The sequence below is a fragment of the Coriobacteriia bacterium genome (assembly GCA_041658765.1).
Taxonomy (GTDB): Bacteria; Actinomycetota; Coriobacteriia; order Anaerosomatales; family JBAZZO01; genus JBAZZO01.
The window spans coordinates 143,904-161,061 of record JBAZZO010000001.1 but is presented as its reverse complement, the minus strand read 5'-3'; the positions used below and the strand labels follow the sequence as shown (position 1 = coordinate 161,061).

At 69.8% G+C, this 17,158-nt stretch carries 18 protein-coding genes; 7 read left to right on the top strand and 11 right to left on the bottom strand.

Annotation, left to right across the window (positions count from 1 at the left end):
* Positions 1-7: 7 nt before the first annotated feature.
* The 7 genes from WC971_00825 to tgt form a co-directional block, all read right to left on the bottom strand.
* Entirely contained in the window at positions 8-2,248 is a 2,241-nt protein-coding gene (locus tag WC971_00825) for a bifunctional (p)ppGpp synthetase/guanosine-3',5'-bis(diphosphate) 3'-pyrophosphohydrolase (protein ID MFA5843353.1), read from the bottom strand.
* Positions 2,245-5,883, bottom strand: coding sequence for a single-stranded-DNA-specific exonuclease RecJ (gene recJ, locus WC971_00820; protein ID MFA5843352.1), 3,639 nt, complete (start codon positions 5,881-5,883; stop codon positions 2,245-2,247). Before recJ ends, WC971_00825 begins: the two co-directional genes overlap by 4 nt.
* Positions 5,884-5,902: 19 nt before the next feature.
* The gene (gene secF, locus WC971_00815; GenBank protein MFA5843351.1) at positions 5,903-6,811 is read right to left on the bottom strand and encodes a protein translocase subunit SecF; all 909 of its coding nucleotides are present in this window, start codon (positions 6,809-6,811) and stop codon (positions 5,903-5,905) included.
* On the bottom strand, positions 6,804-8,081 hold the full coding sequence (gene secD, locus WC971_00810) for a protein translocase subunit SecD (protein ID MFA5843350.1): 1,278 nt from the start codon (positions 8,079-8,081) through the stop codon (positions 6,804-6,806). Before secD ends, secF begins: the two co-directional genes overlap by 8 nt.
* A 39-nt stretch (positions 8,082-8,120) precedes the next feature.
* The gene (locus WC971_00805; protein MFA5843349.1) at positions 8,121-8,798 is read right to left on the bottom strand and encodes an HD domain-containing protein; all 678 of its coding nucleotides are present in this window, start codon (positions 8,796-8,798) and stop codon (positions 8,121-8,123) included.
* Between the two features lie 2 nt (positions 8,799-8,800).
* The gene (gene yajC, locus WC971_00800; GenBank protein ID MFA5843348.1) at positions 8,801-9,067 is read right to left on the bottom strand and encodes a preprotein translocase subunit YajC; all 267 of its coding nucleotides are present in this window, start codon (positions 9,065-9,067) and stop codon (positions 8,801-8,803) included.
* Between the two features lie 79 nt (positions 9,068-9,146).
* Positions 9,147-10,268, bottom strand: a complete 1,122-nt coding sequence (tgt, locus tag WC971_00795; GenBank protein ID MFA5843347.1) for a tRNA guanosine(34) transglycosylase Tgt — start codon at positions 10,266-10,268, stop codon at positions 9,147-9,149.
* 96 nt (positions 10,269-10,364) lie between these two features.
* Here tgt and WC971_00790 point away from each other — a divergent pair, with 96 nt between their 5' ends.
* Together WC971_00790 and WC971_00785 are read left to right on the top strand one after the other, a co-directional pair.
* The gene (locus tag WC971_00790; GenBank protein MFA5843346.1) at positions 10,365-10,916 is read left to right on the top strand and encodes a sigma-70 family RNA polymerase sigma factor; all 552 of its coding nucleotides are present in this window, start codon (positions 10,365-10,367) and stop codon (positions 10,914-10,916) included.
* A complete protein-coding gene (locus tag WC971_00785; protein ID MFA5843345.1) occupies positions 10,909-11,892 on the top strand; it encodes a hypothetical protein in 984 nt (327 codons plus the stop codon). Before WC971_00790 ends, WC971_00785 begins: the two co-directional genes overlap by 8 nt.
* On the opposite strand, the gene queA is transcribed toward WC971_00785, so the two are convergent.
* Positions 11,889-12,923, bottom strand: a complete 1,035-nt coding sequence (queA, locus tag WC971_00780) for a tRNA preQ1(34) S-adenosylmethionine ribosyltransferase-isomerase QueA (protein ID MFA5843344.1) — start codon at positions 12,921-12,923, stop codon at positions 11,889-11,891. The genes WC971_00785 and queA overlap by 4 nt on opposite strands.
* Before the next feature lie 103 nt (positions 12,924-13,026).
* On the opposite strand from queA, the gene WC971_00775 reads away from it, so the two are divergent.
* The 5 genes from WC971_00775 to WC971_00755 all read left to right on the top strand — a co-directional run bounded on the left by WC971_00775 (position 13,027) and on the right by WC971_00755 (position 15,060).
* On the top strand, positions 13,027-13,263 hold the full coding sequence (locus WC971_00775; GenBank protein ID MFA5843343.1) for a hypothetical protein: 237 nt from the start codon (positions 13,027-13,029) through the stop codon (positions 13,261-13,263).
* Positions 13,264-13,320: 57 nt separating this feature from the next.
* On the top strand, positions 13,321-14,031 hold the full coding sequence (locus WC971_00770; protein ID MFA5843342.1) for a PHP-associated domain-containing protein: 711 nt from the start codon (positions 13,321-13,323) through the stop codon (positions 14,029-14,031).
* A 72-nt stretch (positions 14,032-14,103) separates the two neighbouring features.
* Entirely contained in the window at positions 14,104-14,346 is a 243-nt protein-coding gene (locus tag WC971_00765; GenBank protein MFA5843341.1) for an AbrB/MazE/SpoVT family DNA-binding domain-containing protein, read from the top strand.
* Between the two features lies 1 nt (position 14,347).
* On the top strand, positions 14,348-14,683 hold the full coding sequence (locus WC971_00760) for a type II toxin-antitoxin system PemK/MazF family toxin (protein MFA5843340.1): 336 nt from the start codon (positions 14,348-14,350) through the stop codon (positions 14,681-14,683).
* Between the two features lie 20 nt (positions 14,684-14,703).
* Positions 14,704-15,060, top strand: a complete 357-nt coding sequence (locus WC971_00755) for a hypothetical protein (protein MFA5843339.1) — start codon at positions 14,704-14,706, stop codon at positions 15,058-15,060.
* On the opposite strand, the gene WC971_00750 is transcribed toward WC971_00755, so the two are convergent.
* From WC971_00750 to WC971_00740, 3 genes are read right to left on the bottom strand one after another with little or no spacing between them, the layout of a single operon-like run.
* Positions 15,057-15,620: an epoxyqueuosine reductase QueH gene (locus tag WC971_00750; GenBank protein MFA5843338.1), complete on the bottom strand. Its 564-nt coding sequence runs from the start codon at positions 15,618-15,620 to the stop codon at positions 15,057-15,059. The genes WC971_00755 and WC971_00750 overlap by 4 nt on opposite strands.
* Positions 15,621-15,622: 2 nt before the next feature.
* Positions 15,623-16,516: a DUF2520 domain-containing protein gene (locus WC971_00745; protein ID MFA5843337.1), complete on the bottom strand. Its 894-nt coding sequence runs from the start codon at positions 16,514-16,516 to the stop codon at positions 15,623-15,625.
* Positions 16,513-17,157 (bottom strand): TMEM165/GDT1 family protein, encoded by a 645-nt coding sequence (locus tag WC971_00740; GenBank protein ID MFA5843336.1) that lies wholly within the window; start codon positions 17,155-17,157, stop codon positions 16,513-16,515. The genes WC971_00745 and WC971_00740 overlap by 4 nt, the downstream gene beginning before the upstream one ends.
* Position 17,158 lies beyond the last annotated feature (1 nt).

Here is a 17,158-nt window from a genome sequence, read left to right as displayed (position 1 = left end):
GACACGATCAGGTCTGCTTGCCGTTGCGCTGGCCCGCCTCGGGCAGCATCCGGCGCGCGTCGAAGACTCCGTCGACGGCCTTCACGTCCGCGAGCACCTTCTTCATCTGCTCCATGTTCCCGAGCTCGAAGAGGAACCGCAGGTTCGCGATGCCGTGCTTGTCCGTCGCGACCTGCGCCGAGAGGATGTTGACCCCGGAATCGGCGAGGACCAGCGACACCTCGTGGAGCAGGCGCGTCCGGTCGAGCGCCTCGATGACGATCTCGACCTGGTAGGTGCTCGACGACGCCTTATCCCACTCCACGTCGATGATGCGCTCGGGCGTCTTCAGCAACTCGTCCGCGTTCGGGCAGTCGGCGCGGTGCACCGACACGCCGCGGCCACGCGTCACGAACCCTATGATCGCGTCGCCCGGGACGGGATTGCAGCATCTCGCTAGGCGCACGAGCACGTCGTCGATGCCTTTGACGCTGACGCCCGGACCGCCGCGTCGCCTGCTCGAGCGCGGCGGCGTCATCGGGGTCGTCGCCGGCAGTTCGGGCGCGGCGGGTACGGCGGCCTTGCCCGCGACACCGGTCGTCGCGGACATCTGCTTGAGCACCTTCGTGACGACCTGCTTCGCCGAAGTCTTGCCCGCGCCGATCGACGCGTAGAGATCGTCGGAGGACGCGTGGTTCATCTCCTTCGCGACGGCGGTGACCGCCTTCGCGGTCGTCGCGCCGCCGGTGTTCATCCCCTGCTTGCGCAAGGTCTTCTGGACCTCGTCCTTGCCCTTCGCGAGATCGTCCTCGCGATTGACCTTGCTGAAGAAGCTCCTGATCTTGCTTCGCGCGCCGGTCGTCTTGACGAGCGAGAGCCAGTCGCGCGACGGCTGGCCCGTCTTCGAGGTCAGGACGTCGACGCGATCCCCCATCTGCAGCTCGTAGCTCAAGGGCACGATCGCGCCGTTGATCTTGGCGCCCACGCACCTGTTGCCGACCTCGGTGTGGATGGCGTAGGCGAAGTCGACCGGCGTCGAACCGCGCCGCAGGCTCACGACATCGCCCTTCGGGGTGAAGACGAAGACCTCGTCCTCGAAGAGGTCGATCTTGAAGGCCTCCATGAACTCCCGCGGGTCCTTGAGCTCGGTCTGCCACTCGAGCATCTGCCGCAGCCAGCTGAGGCGCTCGTCGAAGGAGTCACCCTTGCCGCCGTCCTTGTAGCGCCAGTGGGCGGCGATGCCGTACTCGGCCGTCCGGTGCATCTCCTGCGTGCGGATCTGTATCTCGAGCGGCCGGCCGGCCGGGCCGATGACCGTCGTGTGCAGCGACTGGTACATGTTGAACTTCGGCATCGCTACGTAGTCCTTGAACCGTCCGGGCATCGGCTTCCAGATGGAGTGGACGGTGCCGAGCGCGCCGTAGCAGTCGCGCACCGAGTCGACGGTGATGCGGAGCGCGATGAGGTCGTAGATGTCGGAGAAGTCCTTCTCTCGCTGGGTCATCTTCTGGTAGATGCTGTAGAAGTGCTTCGGACGTCCCGAGATGTCGGCCACGACCCCGACCTTGGCCAGCTCCGCCTCAAGCGTCTCCTTCACCTGCGCGAGATACTCCTCGCGCGCGTCGCGGCTCTCCGCGACCATCTTCGAGATCTGTTCGTACTTCTTCGGCTCCAGATGCGAGAATGCGAGGTCCTCGAGCTCCCACTTCATCGGCTGGATGCCGAGACGGTGTGCCAGCGGCGCGTATATCTCCATCGTCTCGATGGCCTTCTCGCGACGCCTCTCGTCGGGGAGATAGTCGAGGGTACGCATGTTGTGCAGCCGGTCGGCGAGCTTGATGAGGATGACCCGAACGTCCTTGGCCATGGCGATGAGCATCTTGCGCAGGTTGTTGCTCTGCGCCTCGGCGAGCGTCGCGAACTTGATCTTGCCGAGCTTGGTGACGCCGTCGACGAGCGCTGCGACCTCCTCGCCGAAGCGGGTGCGGACGTCCGTGATACTCGCGGCGCTGTCCTCGACGACGTCGTGCAGGAGCGCGGCCTCCAGCGTCGCCGTGTCGAGGTGCAGATTGGCCAGGATCGCCGCCACCGCCAGGGGATGGCTGATGTACGGTTCGCCAGAGAGGCGCGTCTGTCCCTCGTGCGCCTCGAGAGCGAAGGCGTACGCATCCTCGAGGCCGGTGAGGTCGGCTCCGGGGTGGTACTCGCGGACCTGGGCCTCTATCTGTTCGAGCGTGGCCGGCACGGGGCCTCCGGAGTCCGGGGTCATCGTCGTGTGGGCAGGATAGGTCTATCGAACCTGGCGAGCAACTGCTGCGCCGAGGCGGTCAGCGCCCACTCCTTGAACGACGCGAACTCCTCGATCTCGTCACGACCCTCCGCGTAGCGCACCGACGCGGCGAGGTCCACGCCCCCTTCAGGCGCCGGGAGCAGCCGCAACCTGCGGTAGGCTCCCGTCCCCTCGCTCGCGGCGAGCTCCAACTCCCGGAAGACGCCGATGCCCGTCGAGACGCCGTCCTCGGACAGACGGCTGGCCGGACGGCGACGGCGTACGCGCTCGGCGAGATCCGCGTTCGTCACCTCGAACCCCTCGGGGGACTCGGAGTCGAGGTCCTTGAGACAAAGATACAGCGAGGCGAGGTCATCGCGCTCGGGCGCACAGGATTCGAGTATGCGCTCGTTGAGGCCCGCGTCCTTCTTCCCGTACAGAAGGTGGACCGTGGCCTCGCGTCCGTCGCGGCCCGCGCGGCCGCTGAGCTGGTTGAACTCCACGCTGTTGAAGGGCATGTGGTAGAGGACGATGTGACGCACGTCGGCGATGTCGACGCCCTCGCCGAACGCACTCGTCGCGACGATGCCGGTGATGTCCCCTTCGCGCAGCGCGGCCTCGACCGCATGCCTCGCGGGGCGCGCGAGACCGCCGTTGTAGAAGGCGACCCTATGGAAGAGCCCTGGTGCTCTCTCGCGCATCGCCCTCGCGACGCCTACCGACGTGTCGCGGCTGTTCACGTAGACGACGACCTTGTCGCCACGGTCGGCGAGAGACGCGACGTACGCCCTGCGATCCCCATGGCCACGACGATCCTCGACGCGCAGGTTCTCCCGCACCGTCGGGTCGAGGACGACGGACGACGCGCCGAGCGAGGCGCGTACGGCGTCCGCCGTCTCGTCATCGCACGTCGCCGTCGCGGCCAGGACGGTCGGCCCGCCGAGGATCTCGAGCGCGCGGTCGAGACGGCCGTACGCCGGACGATGACCCGCCCGCGACAGGCGCACGTGGTGCGCCTCGTCCACGACGACGAACTCCACGCGCCCGGAGGCGGCGAATCGTCCCGCGTGGCGGTCGAGGAACTCGGGCGTGGTGAGCACGACGTCGAGATCACCCGCGGCAAGGTCGTCGAAGGCCCGGTCGCGCTGCGCCTGGGTCGACTCGCCGGTGACCGGCTTCACTGTGAGACCGACAGAGGCGAGCGTCTCTTCGAGGTGGTATGCCTGGTCCGAGACGAGCGCCCGCAGAGGGTAGACGAAGACGGATGCCTTGCCGGCCGCTATCGCGCGACGCGCCGCGTGCATGTGGAAGACGAGCGACTTCCCTCGGCCGGTGGCCATCACGAGCAGGCAGCTCCTGCTGGCCGCCAAGTGCGCCAGCGCCTCGCTCTGCGCGGAGTGCAGCGGGCGGTCGCCGATGAGCGCGCAGCGCAGGGCGTCGTCGAGGCCGGTCGCGGGCAACGAGGCGAGCGAGGCCCTCGTCTCCGCCGCGGTCTCGTCGGCAGACTGCGCCCCTTCGTCCATGCGCCGCTCGATGAGGACGTTCACCCCGAGCGAGGTGCCCTCTCCCCCGCCGGTGACGTCGGCCACCGAGACGTCGTACTCGACGCCCGCGTCGATCAGCGGTGCGAGTACCGCGGCGAGGCGCCGATTGCAGTAGCCCACCCTGTCGCCGTGAGGGTCGGCGAGCGCGCACGCGTTCCCGTCGTGGGGGTTCTCGGACTCGCGCACGAGACGCAACGGCGTGCCCGGCAGGAGTCGCGCCACGACCTCCTGCCGCCCCTCGAACGTGACGCCCGCGAGCTTCGTGTGGAACGCGTCGGCGTCCCCGATGCCGGCATACTCCCCGCGCGCAACGATCTCGTCGGCCCGCGAGAACAGGTCGTCGACGAGGTCCGCGGCGGGGGCGTCCTCCTCCGCGCCATGGACGAAGACCCGGCGCACGCGGAGCTGGACCCTCTCCCTCCCCTGCCACGAGTCGGCCTCGACCTCGTAGACGAGGTCGACCGCCGAGTCGCGCTCGGAGTGCTCCCCTATGTCCTCGCACCGGAACGCGATGGCCGGAAGCGACGCGGCGCCATCGTACGCGGTGAACCTCAAGTGGCGCCCGTCCTTGCCGACCCTCTTCCGGGCCGTCATGAAGACACCGCCGGTCGCCAGCACTGGACGCGGGTTCCCTTCGCCGAACGGCTCGAGGAGCGCGAGCTCGGCTACGAGTTCCCTGTCGACGGCGTGGAGACCGACCTCTGCATCGGCGACGGGACGGACGTCCGTGGACGCAGGCGGCTGTGCGGCGATCGCGGCGTCGAGCAGGTCGCGGAAGCGCGGCAGGTCCGCCTCGAGGAGCGTCACCCCGACCGCCGCCGCGTGCCCTCCGAACCGCTCCAGGACCTCCGCGCACGCACTCACGGCCACGAAGAGGTCCACGCTGGGGACGCTGCGTCCGGAGCCCGTTGCGACGCCGCCGGAGACGGAGCACACGATGGCGGGCACGCGAAGGGAGGAGGCTAGCCGTGACGCGACGATGCCCTTGACGCCCTCGTGCCAGCCTTCGCGCGCGATGACGGCCGCGCGCCTCCCGGCGATCACCTGCTCGATGGCGGCCGGCTCGGCTTCCAGGGCGAGTTCGGCCTCGGTCTCCTGCCGCCGCCGGTTGTGGTCCTCGAGCGCGGTGGCCAACAGGACCGCCCGCGAGGTGTCGTCGGTCAACAGCAGGTCGAGGGCCTGGACGGGATCGGCCATGCGCCCGGCCGCGTTCAACCGAGGACCGAGGGCGAACGCGATACCGTCGGACCCGAGTGTGGCGAGGTCCACCTCCGCGACCGCGGCGAGCGCGGCGATCCCCGGACGGGGCGCCTCCCGCATGCGTCTCAGCCCGTCGGTCACGAGCGCACGGTTCTCGTCGACCAACGGCACGATGTCGGCGACGGTCCCGAGCGCCGCGAGGTCGGTGAGTTCGCGCCACGCATCGGGCTCGCCGAGGAGCCGCCCGACGGCATGGATGAGTTTGAGCGCGACACCCGCGCCCGCAAGCCCCGGGAACGGGTACGCGGCCGCGCCTTCCGGGACGAGCTTCGGGTCGGCGACCGGCACCCCGTCGGGGACCTGTCCGCTCGTCTCGTGATGGTCGGTGACGACGACCCGCACCCCTCTCGCGAGAAGCGCGGCGATCTCGACATCGGACGAGACGCCGCAGTCGACGGTCACGACGAGGTCGGGTCCGTGCGACAGGAGCCGCTCGACGGCGGGCGCCGACAGCCCGTAGCCTTCGTCGAACCGGTGTGGCACCACGGCGAGCGCGTCCGCCCCTAGCGCGCGCAGTCCGTGCGTCGCGAGCGCGGCCGAGGAGATGCCGTCGAGGTCGTAGTCGCCGAAGACGACGATGCGCTTGCCGTCCCTGACGGCATCCGCCACCTCCGAGGCGGCCTCGTCCATGCCGGGGATGAGCGAGGGGTCGCGCCAGTCGCGCTCGAGCGTGGGATCGAGGAACGCATCGACATCATCGGCCGTCACGCCCCGAGAGACGAGGACGCGCGCCGTCACCTCGGTGAGCCCCCGCGCCGCCGCGAGCGAGACGATGCTCGACTCGTCGGCGGGCGCCAGAGCCCAGGGGGTGCGGCGCGCGCGCTCGTCCATACGGCGCGGCCGGAGCTTCCTACGCCTTGGCCAGTTTCTTCGCGAGCGCCCGGAAGCGGGGCTCGCGTTCCTTCCACATCGCGTAGAGCGGGGCGGCGATCGCGACCGACGAGTATGCGCCGGAGACGAGACCGACCGTGAGCGCGAACGCGAAGTCCTTCAGCGTCGAGCCGCCGAAGATCAGCAGCACGACGACGGGTATGAGCGAGCTCAGGCCCGTGTTGATCCACCGGATGAGGACCTGGTTGATCGAGTCGTTCGCCATCTGCATGAACGTCTGCTTCGTGATCCGCTGCGAGTTCTCTCGGATGCGATGGAAGACGACGATGGTGTCGTAGAGCGAGTAGCCGAGGATGGTGAGCAGCGCCGCCACCGTGTTCGGCGTCACCTCGCGTCCGACGAGCGCGTAGACCCCGAGTGTGATGAGCGCGTCGTGCACGAGCGCGATGACGGCGGTGACGCTCATCTTGTACTCGAACCGGAACGAGATGTAAACGAGGATCGCCGCCATCGACAGCGCGAGGGCGATGAGGGCCTTGTTGGTGATGTTCTTGCCCCAGCCGGGACCGATCGTTGTGACGTCGCCGTCCTTCTGCGCGAGCTTGAGGTCGGTAGCCACCTTCGTGTAGGCGGTGCTCGCCTTGTCGGCGTCGACCTCGGCGGTGCGCACGATATACCCGCCGTCCTGCGTCGACTGGATCAGCGCGTTGCCCGAGTCCGGCACGCCGGCCTTGCGCAGCTCCGCGCGGACCTGGGAGATACTGACGCCCGGCGCGCGGTTGAACGTCATGACCGTGCCGCCCTTGAACTCGATCCCGAAGAGGAGGCCTCGCAGCAGGAGCGCCCCGATGCCGACGGCGATGATGACTCCGGAGGCGATGAAGAGGCGGTTGCGGTTGCCCATGAAGTCGATGTAGACCTTACGCACCTGCCCCACCCCCCTTCAGACCGAACAGGACGGGGTATCTGTTCACGACCGTCTCGGCGAGCATGATCAGGGCGGTCCTCGTGAAGAGGATGGCTACCGTGAGGTCGCAGACGATGCCGAGCATGAGCGTGAACGCGAAGCCCTTGACCGGCCCGATCGCCACGCTGTAGAGGACGAGCGCGGAGACGAACGTGACGAGGTCGGCGTCGACGCTCGTGCCGATCGCGTGGCGCGTGCCGGACTTCGCAGCGGTCCTCGGCGTGCGTCCCATCCCCACCTCCTCCTTGAAGCGTTCGAGGATGAGGATCGACGAGTCGGCGGCGAGGCCGACCGTCAGCACCATGCCGGCGAGGCCCGGCAGCGAGAGCGCGAACGCCCCGAACTGCGAGATAGTCGCAAGTATCCCAAGGTATATCGAGGAGAAGATGCCCAGGCTGAACCAGGTGAGCACCCCGAGGCCGCGGTAGTAGATGGCCATGTAGAGCGCGACGAGCCCGAGGCCGACGAGAGCCGCGACCAGACCCTGCTTGAGCGAGTCCTGTCCGAGCGTCGGGCCGACGACGCGCGACTCGGAGAAGACGAGGGTCACGGGAAGCGCACCCGTCTCGAGGACGGTCTTCAGGCGCTTCGCCTCGGCGGGAGTGAAACTGCCGCTGATGAGCGTGTCGCCGCTCAGGATCGGCTCGTTGACCGTCGGCGCCGACTCGGTCTTGCCGTCGAGGACGATGGCGATCTGCTTGCCGACGCGAGCGGTCGTGATGTCGGCCCACTTCTTCGCGCCCGCCTTGTTGAAGGTCACCGAGATCTGCAGCTGGCCCGGCTGCTGCGGGTCGGTCACGATCTTCGCGCTCGTGATGACGTCGCCGGTGAGGAGGATCGCGCCGAGTTCGGGATCGGGAGTCACGGTCGTGCCGACCACGTCGCGGATCTCCAACTGACCGGTGCTCTTGAGTGTCTTCAGCGCGTCCTGCGGGTCCTTGATGCCGGGGAGCTGGACGAGGATCGAGTCGTTGCCCTGGCGCTGCACCGACGCCTCGGAGGCGCCGAGGCGGTCGACGCGGTTGCGCACGATGAGCTCGGCGCGATCCATCGCGTCGGGGGTGACCGGCGACTTCGCGGTCCCCTTCGCCGTGAGGATGACCGAAAGACCGCCCTGGAGGTCGAGACCCTTACGGATACTCTTGTCCAGCGGCCATGCCTGCCACCACGCCAGCGCTACGACCACGATGACGAGGGCTATCGCCAAGAGGTTCTGCTGCTTCTGGTCCATGCTCCTGCCTTCCGTGTCACTCGTCACGTGCCCCGAGCGCTAGAGCAGCTTCGTCCCGTTGATGACGAGGCTGAACCGCGCATCGAGCACGGCCGCCGCCTTTCGGCACATCTGCATGCGCGAGAGGAATATCTCGAAGTACTCCATGACCTGGCTGCCCTCTGTGTCGATGTCGATCTCGAGGGTCACCAGGCGCGTCTCTGAATCCACACGCAAGAAAGACCGCTTGGCAGCGTAGTTTACTCGGTCGTGGATGTCGAACGCCGCCGGGTCGGGGTTGCGTACCCGCGTGTGGTGGACGTCGGACTTGTCGGCGATTATCGCCGCGGCTCCCACCGGCGTGGCGGGCGTCCCGTGCTCCTCCTCGTGGTTGCCAACCGCGTTCATCACGAGCGCGATCTCGGCAGGCGCCATGCCCAGCGCCCAGAGGCGGTCCTTGGCGATGAGCGCCGCCGACACCCCGTGGAAGTCGCGCGAGATGCAGTTGCCGATGTCGTGGAGGAAGCCCGATATGGAGGCGAGTTCCGCCTGGCGCTCGTCGTAGCCGAGACGGCGCACGACGTTCCCCGCGATGTGCGCGCACAGATTCGCGTGGCGCAGGCCGTGCTCGGTGTACCCCAGGGCCTCGAGGTAGACGTCCGCCATCTCGACGTACGCGAGGATGCCCGGATCGTCCTGGATGTCCTCGAGGGTCACGGGTCGCGGGGCGTCCGCCATCGTCAGCCCTCGAGGCGCTTCGTGATGGCCGGCCTCGCGACCTCGACGACGATACCCGACGCGATCTCGAGCTCGACGCGATCGTCTTCGAGGGCGCGGATCGTGCCGTAGAGACCGCCCGCGGTGATCACCTGGTCGTCGACGGCGAGCGAAGCCAGAAGCTGATCGTGCTCCTTGGTGCGCTGCGCCTGCGGTTTGATGATGAGGAAGTAGAAGACCGCGACGATGACGGCGAAGTAGATGAGCGGACCGTATGATGCGGCGTTCATGAGATGCCTCCAGTCCACGGAGACGGAAGGCCCGTCCCCCGGCTCGACACGGTAGATGATGATAGCACGGCGGGAGCCGTCAGTAGTCGTCCGCGCCCGGTCCCGCGAGCCAGTCGGAGAGGAACCCGCCGTAAGCCCCCGCCTCGACGGCGACCCGGGCCCGAGCGGTGAGGTCGATGAGGAAATGCAGGTTGTGGACGGAGAGCAGGATGGCGCCGAGCATCTCCTTCGTCGTCACGAGGTGGCGCAGGTAGGCGCGCGAGTGCCGCGCGCAGGTCGGGCACGAGCACGCGGGATCGAGAGGGCCGAAGTCGCGGGCGAAGCGGGCGTTGCGCAGATTGAGGCGACCCTCGCGCGAGAAGGCGGTCCCGAGCCGGGCGGTGCGCGTCGGGAGCACGCAGTCGAACAGGTCTATCCCGAGACCGATGGCGCGAAGCATGGTCGTGGGGTTCCCGACCCCCATCAGGTATCGAGGCGCGCCCTGCGGCAGCGCCGATGCCACCGGAGCGAGCGACTCGAGCATCATCTCGTGCGGCTCTCCGACCGAGTACCCGCCGATGCCGTAGCCCGGGAAGCCGGTCTCCACCGTTCGCTGCACGCTCTCCGCGCGCAGATCCGGATACAGTCCGCCCTGCACGATGCCGAAGAGCATCTGGTCTTCGCGCCGGTGCGCGGCCTTGCAGCGCGCCGCCCACGCAGCCGAACGACGGACCGCGGCCGCCACGACCTCGCGATCGGCGGGATAAGGCGGGCAGACGTCGAGCACCATCGCCACGTCCGCGCCGAGGTCCTCCTGCACTCGCACGTTCTCCTCAGGCGTCCAGGAATGGCGCGCGCCGTCGATGACGGAGCGGAAGCGCACGCCGTCGTCGTCGACGTCGAGGGTGTCCGAGAGGCTGAAGATCTGGAATCCGCCGGAGTCGGTCAGCACCGCGCGGTCCCAGCCCATGAACGCGTGCAGGCCGCCCGCGTCGCGAACGACGTCCGCGCCCGGGCGCAGGAAGAGATGGTACGTGTTCGCGAGCACGATGTTCGCGCCGAGGTCCTCGAGGACGGAAGGCAGGACGCCCTTCACCGTGGCGCGCGTGCCGACGGGCATGAACGCCGGAGTCTGGACGGGTCCGTGCGCGGTGCGGAGCACGCCGCGACGCGCCGAGGTGGCGGTGTCTCGCGCGAGCAGGCTGAATCCGAGGTCGTCCATGGCGTGGATTCTACCAGCCCGCGGCACCGTGCTGCGGTATCCTCGCCTTGACGGCGCCGAGGACGAACCTCACAGCGACGCGCGGCGTCGAAGGGGGTGGAGGCGGTAGGAGCGACCGACCGTGAACTCGTTCTCGCGGCGCGCGACGGAGACGTCGCCGCGTTCGAGACGCTCGTGCGCCGGCACGCCGACGCCGTCTACGGCCACGCGCTGCGCTTCTTCCGCGAGAGGACCGCCGCGGAGGACGCGTCGCAGGAGGTGTTCGTCAAGGTGTACCGCTCTCTCGCCTCCTTCGACGGACGATCCGCTTTCTCGACATGGCTGTTCCGCGTCACGCGCAACGTCTGCCTCGACCTCGCCAGGACCGCCAGACGGCGTCCGGCTTCCTCCGCCCTCGACTCGGCGCCGGAGCCCTCCGCCCCGTCGTTCGACGACGCGGTCGCCACGCAAGTCGCACTTGCTGGCGCGCTCGCCGAGATCCCCGAGGACGAGAGAGCGGCCTTCGAGGCGGTCGCGCTCTTCGGGCTCGCGTACGACGAGGCCGCGACCGCGCTCGACGCGCCCGTCGGGACCGTGAAGTCCCGCGTCTTCCGCGCGAGGCGCCGACTCGTCGCGGCTCTCGGACTCGACGCGGAGGGGGGTGCCTGAGGTGGACTGCGACCGCGCGCTGGAGATCTACTCCGCTTCGCTCGACGGCGAGACCCCCGAGGGTCTGGACGACGCGCTCGACCACTGCGCCTCGTGCCCGTCGTGCGCACCCGAGGCTCGGAGCATGCGACGCTTGGCCGCGATGAGCACGATCGCCGCGCCGGACGGCTTCGCCGAACGGGTGATGGACCGCATCGCCGTCGAGACCGCTCGCGGCGCGGCGAGCCCGATCGAGTGGGAGAGCGACCTCGCGACGCACGCGCCCCCGGCTCCTTCACGCCGTCCCTTGTGGTGGGTCCCGCGCGTCGGAGCGTTCGCTGCCGCGGCCGCCGTCGTCGTCCTCGCCGTCGTCGCCGTCCGCGGTGATGTGACGCTGCGCGGAGGACGCCCCGCGCCCGGGAGCCCGGTCGCCGAGAGCGCGGCGAAGTCGGACGCTGCGGCGCCCGCGCTGTCGGCCGCGCCAGCCCCGGCCGCGACGCTCGCGCAGGCCTCGCCGGAGTTCGCGGAGTTCGGTGGACTGGTGTACGCCTCGCTGGGCGAGACGTCGACCAACATCCATCTCCACCCGCCGCGCCCCGGGGATGTCGTCACGAGCGCGCTCGACACGCCAGGCGCGCCCTTCGTCTCGAGAGCGCGGCGCGTAGAAGGTGGCCTGGTCCTCTTTGTGCCCGATGGGCGCGCGCTCGCGTTCCGCCTAGTCACGCGCGCTCGCGCCGGCCGCGCGTTCGCGCTGCGCGGCGACGGACGCATCACGCGCTTCGGCATCTGGCCCGGCTGGCCTCCGGGCATGGCCTCTCCCATCGACGCGCACGGCGTGACGCGCCTGCACGCTGCCGGCGCCGACGACGCCGGGGTCGCGGTGTTCGTGCCTGCGGGGAAGGACGTGTCGGCCGGCTTCGCCGTCGCGCCCGGCGCACCCGCGGGCGACCCGATCGCGGGCGATCCGCACTGGACGTGGTGGGAACCGCAGCCCTAGACGATCAGCATCGCGTCGCCGAACGAGAGGAAACGATAGCCTTCCTCCAGCGCGAGGTCGTACGTCCGCATCACGAGGTCGAGACCGGCGAACGCGCTCACCATCATCACCAGCGTCGAGCGCGGCACGTGGAAGTTCGTGACGAGAGCGTCGACGGCGCGGAACCGATGCCCCGGCAGGATGTAGAGGCCGGTGCGGCCTTCAGCGGCCTCTACGCGGCCGGTCTCGTCGGAGAACGCGCTCTCGAGCGCGCGCACGACGGTCGTGCCGACGGCGACGACCCGGCCTCCGCGCTCGTGCGCGTCGGTGATCGCGTCTGCGCCGCGCTGCGTCACGCGGTAGTGCTCGGTGTGGATGACGTGCTCCTCGGGATCGTCCTCCGCGACCGGCCGGAACGTGTCGAGCCCGACGTCGAGCTCGACCTTCACGATGCGCACGCCCGAGGTCTGGAGCGATTCGAGCAGTCCGGTCGTGAAGTGCAGCCCGGCGGTCGGCGCGGCGGCGCTGCGCTCGTCGACCGCGAAGACCGTCTGGTAGAGTTCCGGATCGCTCAGCGGCTCGGCGATGTAGGGCGGGAGCGGCATCTCCCCCAGCTTGCGGACGGCTTCGAGCAGCGTGCCGCGCATCGCGCGGAACTGGACGAGACGCCCGCCCGACTCGGGCAGCACGTCGACCACGAGCCCGGTCAGCGCACCGTCGCCGAAGACGACCTTCGCGCCCGGCTGCAGTCTCCTGCCCGGCCGAACGAGGCACTCCCACGTGTCGCCATAGCGCTCGCGCAACATGAGCACCTCGATCGCACCGTCGGAGCCGTCCTTCACGCCCCTGAGACGTGCCGGGAGCACGCGCGTCTCGTTGACGACGAGCGCGTCGCCGGGCTTGAGGTACTCGCCGATGTCGCGGAAGGCACGGTGGTCGACCTGACCGCTGGAGCGGTCGAGGACGAGCAGGCGGCACGCGTCGCGCGGCACCACCGGATGCTGTGCGATGGACCCGCTCGGCAGGTCGTAATCGTAGTCGTCGGTGCGCACGGCCCCCTCCTTAGGCTCGGAGTGTACCGCAAGGAGCCGACAGCCGCCGAGCATGATAGAATCCGACGCGACTACAGGCCGGACATCCGCGTGGAGGTCTTCCATGGACGCGAAGTTCAAGCTCATCCCCGAGGAGATACCGCCCATCCGCAAGGGTTCGCTCTACGAAGACGTGCTGGCCAGCTTCGTCAGAGGCAAGGCGAAGACAGCGCGGGTCGAAGTGGCGAAGCGCAAGCCCGACACGGTGCAGCAGGGCCTGATCAAGGCGCGAGCGGCCGATCCGAAGCTCGCCGAGGTGTCGATCGTGCGCCGCGGCGACCTCGTCTACCTCAAGAAGTAGGCCGAGACGGCCGCCAGGGGCACCGCCATACGCACGCGCGACCTGTCGGCCGCCGACGTGCACATACACACCACCGCGTCGGACGGGACCGCGAGCCCGCGACAGATTCTCGAGTGGGTGCGCGACCGTACCGACCTTGCGGTGATCGCGATCACCGACCACAACACCGTCGAAGGCGCGCTCGAGGCCGCCGCGCTCGCCGAGGCGGGCGACTATCCGTTCGACGTAGTCGTGGGGCAGGAGGTCGAGAGCTGCGAGGGCCACGTCCTCGGCCTCTGGGCGCCGGAGCCCGTGCGCCCGGACATGACCGCCGCCGAGACCGTCGGGGCGATACACGCGCAGGGCGGGCTCGCGGTCGCCGCGCATCCGTTCGCGCCGCGCTGGTGGCACCGTCACGGCCTGCGCCGCGGCAGCGTCCTGACCTACAACAGCGTCCCGTTCGACGCGTTCGAGACCGCGAACTCCACCCCGCTGCTCGGGCTCGCGAACCGCTACGCGCGGCTGTACTGGCTCGCGAACCGCGAGCGCCTCGCGCGCACGGGCGGCAGTGACGCGCACATCCTGGCGGCCATCGGCTCGAGCCGCACGCTCTTCCCTGGCGAGAGTGCCGAGGACCTTCGCCGAGCGATCGAGGAACGCACCACGGTCGTCAAGGGACCGGACATGTCGGCGACCCGCGGACTCCGCTACGCGCGGCGAGCTCCCGAGATCAAGAGACGCGGCAGGGACTACAAGGAGCGCCAGCGGGAGGCGGAGGACGAGGGGTAGCGCCTTCCTGCGCCCCGTGACTCCCGTCCGCGTGGTATACTCATTGTAGATACCTTGCATCGGGAGGCCGCCATGAAGACCAAGATCCAGCGATGGGGTAACAGCCTCGCGGTCAGGATCCCAAAGACGTTCGCGGAGGAGGTCGGCCTCGACGACGGCTCCTCCGTCGAGATGCGCATGGTGAAGGGCGGGCTTCTCGTGGAGCCTTCTGCCGTATGGGCGCCCAGTCTCGACGAACTGCTTGAAGGCATCACGGAGTCCAACCGGCATGATGAGGTCGACACCGGCCCGGCCCAGGGTTCGGAGGCCTGGTAGCATGCCGTGGATCCCGGAGCGCGGCGACGTCGTCTGGATCACGATGAGCCTAGGTACCGGGCACGAGCAGTCCGGCCGCAGGCCCGCACTGGTCCTCTCCCCCGGCTCGTACAACGGCAAGGTCGGCCTCGCCATCCTGTGCCCGATCACGAGTCAGGTGAAGGGCTATCCGTTCGAGGTCACGATCCCCGACGGTCTGCCCGTGGAGGGCGTCGTCCTGTCGGATCAGGCCAAGAGCCTCGACTGGGTAGCGCGCAAGGCGGAGTTCGTCTGCGCGGTGTCGCAGGAGACCACCGCGGCCGTGCTTCAGAGACTGGGACGGCTGATCGCACCGTAGCCGAGCGAGGAGGTCCTTGAGTGATCGCTTCGATCGTGCGGGTGACCGCATCGGTCCTCAGCGGCGGGATCGTCTACGGCGTCTGGCTCGCCGGGGTACTCGCCACCATGCGCCGCCCCACCGCCCCGCTGCCTTTCGCCCTCGTCCTCACGGCGCCGATCGTCACGGCGGCCGGCTTCGCGCTCGGTGCGCTCCTTGGGGACCTGCTCACGAACCGCTCGCGCCGCAGATTCCGGCCCGACTACCTCTGGCAACTCGCCGCGTGCGCCGCGGGGGCGCTCGTCGTCTATCCGTTCGGGCCGATGCTGATCGTCTTCGGGATGTTCGCGGCAGGCACCGCCGTGGCTGTGGTCACCGAGGTGCGCTCGCGCCGCTAGGCGCGACGCCGCTCCGCCTTCCGCTGTGCCCGCTCGGCATCGGCCTCGGCCTCGCTGTGCACGCAACCGCAATAGCGCTGGCGATACATCCCGAGCGCTCTCGAGCGCTCCGTGGCGGCGCGGTAGCGGTCGCGGAAGTCGGTCGCGAGGAACGCAACGCCCGCCGCCTCGCAGGTCTCCTCACCGGCTTCCCGAACGGCGTCCTGGTCTTGGTAGGGGCTCACGGTGAGCGTCGTCGCGACGGCCTCGAAACCGTCCTTCGCCGCGCGCTCGGCGACCATCCCTAGCCGCAGCCGAAAGCACGCGCGGCAGCGCGTCGCGCGGTCGCCCGCGTACGGGGTGACGGCCGCGTCCCACGCCTCGGGCTCGTACGCCAGCTCGATGGCGCGCACGCCCGTGCCTTCGGTATACGCGAACAGCGTGTCGCGACGGCGGCGGTACTCCTCGAGAGGATGGATGTTGGGATTCGCGTACGCCACCGTCACGTCGTGCTCGAGAGCGAGCGCGTCGTACGGCTCGAGCAGGCACGGCCCGCAGCACGCGTGGAGCAGGACGCGCATCGTCACGCCTCCCCGTCGAGCAGCGCCGCGATCCTAGCAGCGGCCTCGGCATCGACCGAACCGCGCTCGACGGCGATCCTCAGTTGCTGGCGGCCGAGAGCGACGTATATCTCGCGCCACTCGGGCGGCGCGTCGGCGAGCGCGGCGAGATGGCGCGCGACCGTCTCGGCATCGCCGCGCGAGACAGGCCCCGTGAGCGCAGCCTGCGGCCCGAGCCGGATCACGTTCGTCGCGGTCCCGCGCAGCAGCGGCGCGAGGGCGGTCACGGCTTCGTCCCGTCCGAACCCGGCGCGCTCGAGCATGCGCACCGCGACGTCCTCGACGGCGACGAGCCCGTTCGACGCGACGGCGGCGGCCGCGTGGTAGAGCGCCTTCGCCTCCTCGGGCACGTTCACGGCCGTACCTCCGAGAGCGCTCACTAGCGCCTCGGCGGTCTCCCCCGCCCCGGGACCCGCGGTCACGCCGAAGACGGATCCCGGCAGCTCGCGCACCGCGTCCGACGCGCTCGCGAAGGACTGCAGCGGATGGATGCTCGCCACGAGAGCGCCCGCGCCGGCGGCGGGAGCGAGCACGTCGAGGCCGAGCGCGCCGCTCGTGTGCACGACCACCTGCCCCGCTCGCCATCCGCCCCGCGCGGCGACGTCCGCGACCAGCGACGCGATCGCGTCGTCGTTCGCCGTCACGAAGACGATGTCGGCGGCCGACGCGGCGCGCGCGTTGTCGGCGGTAGCCTCGCCGCCGGTCGTCAGCGCCGCCGTGCGCGCGTGCTCGTTCGAGCGCGCGGTGACCGCGACGATCTCGAATCCCGCCTCGCGCAGGAGCACGCCGACCGCCTGGCCGACCTTCCCGGCGCCGAGCACGGCGACGCGACGGTGTGTGTTCTCGGGGCCGCTCATGCCCGTATCGTACTCGCCATGAGGGTCGCCACTCCGAACAGGATGAAAACGACCCCCGAGACGCGAGCGACCACGCGACGCGGCAGCCGCTTGCCGATCGCCGCTCCCGCGACGATCGACAGCGAGTTCACTGCGACCATGCCCAGCGTCGAGCCGAACCACACGCCGAGGAAGGCGGCCGTCCCGCTCGGAGCCGGCCCGCGCAGCCACCCGCCGAGGAACGCCAGCGGCCGCGCGGCCGCGCCGGGATCGGCGGCGATCGACATCGTCAGCACCTGCGTCTTGTCCCCTAGCTCCGCGAGGAAGAACGCGGCCGCCACGGCGAGTATCGGCCCGAAGCGCGAGCCGCGGTCCGCCTCCTCCTCGGCGTCCTCGTCCGGACCCGGACGCAGCGTCCACAGGCCGAAGCCGATGAAGAGCAGCCCGGTGACGACTGCGAGCACGCGCTCGGGGACCAAGCCGCCCACGGCGCGCCCGAACGCCGTCGCGAGCAGCTGCAGCCCGAGCACGGCGGCGGTGACGCCGGCGAGCACCTGCCATCCCCGATACCGGGAGGCGAGGACGAGCGTGAGCATCTGCGTCTTGTCACCCAGCTCCGCGAGCGCGACGAGCACCGCGGCTACCGTGAAGGCGGCTAGCATC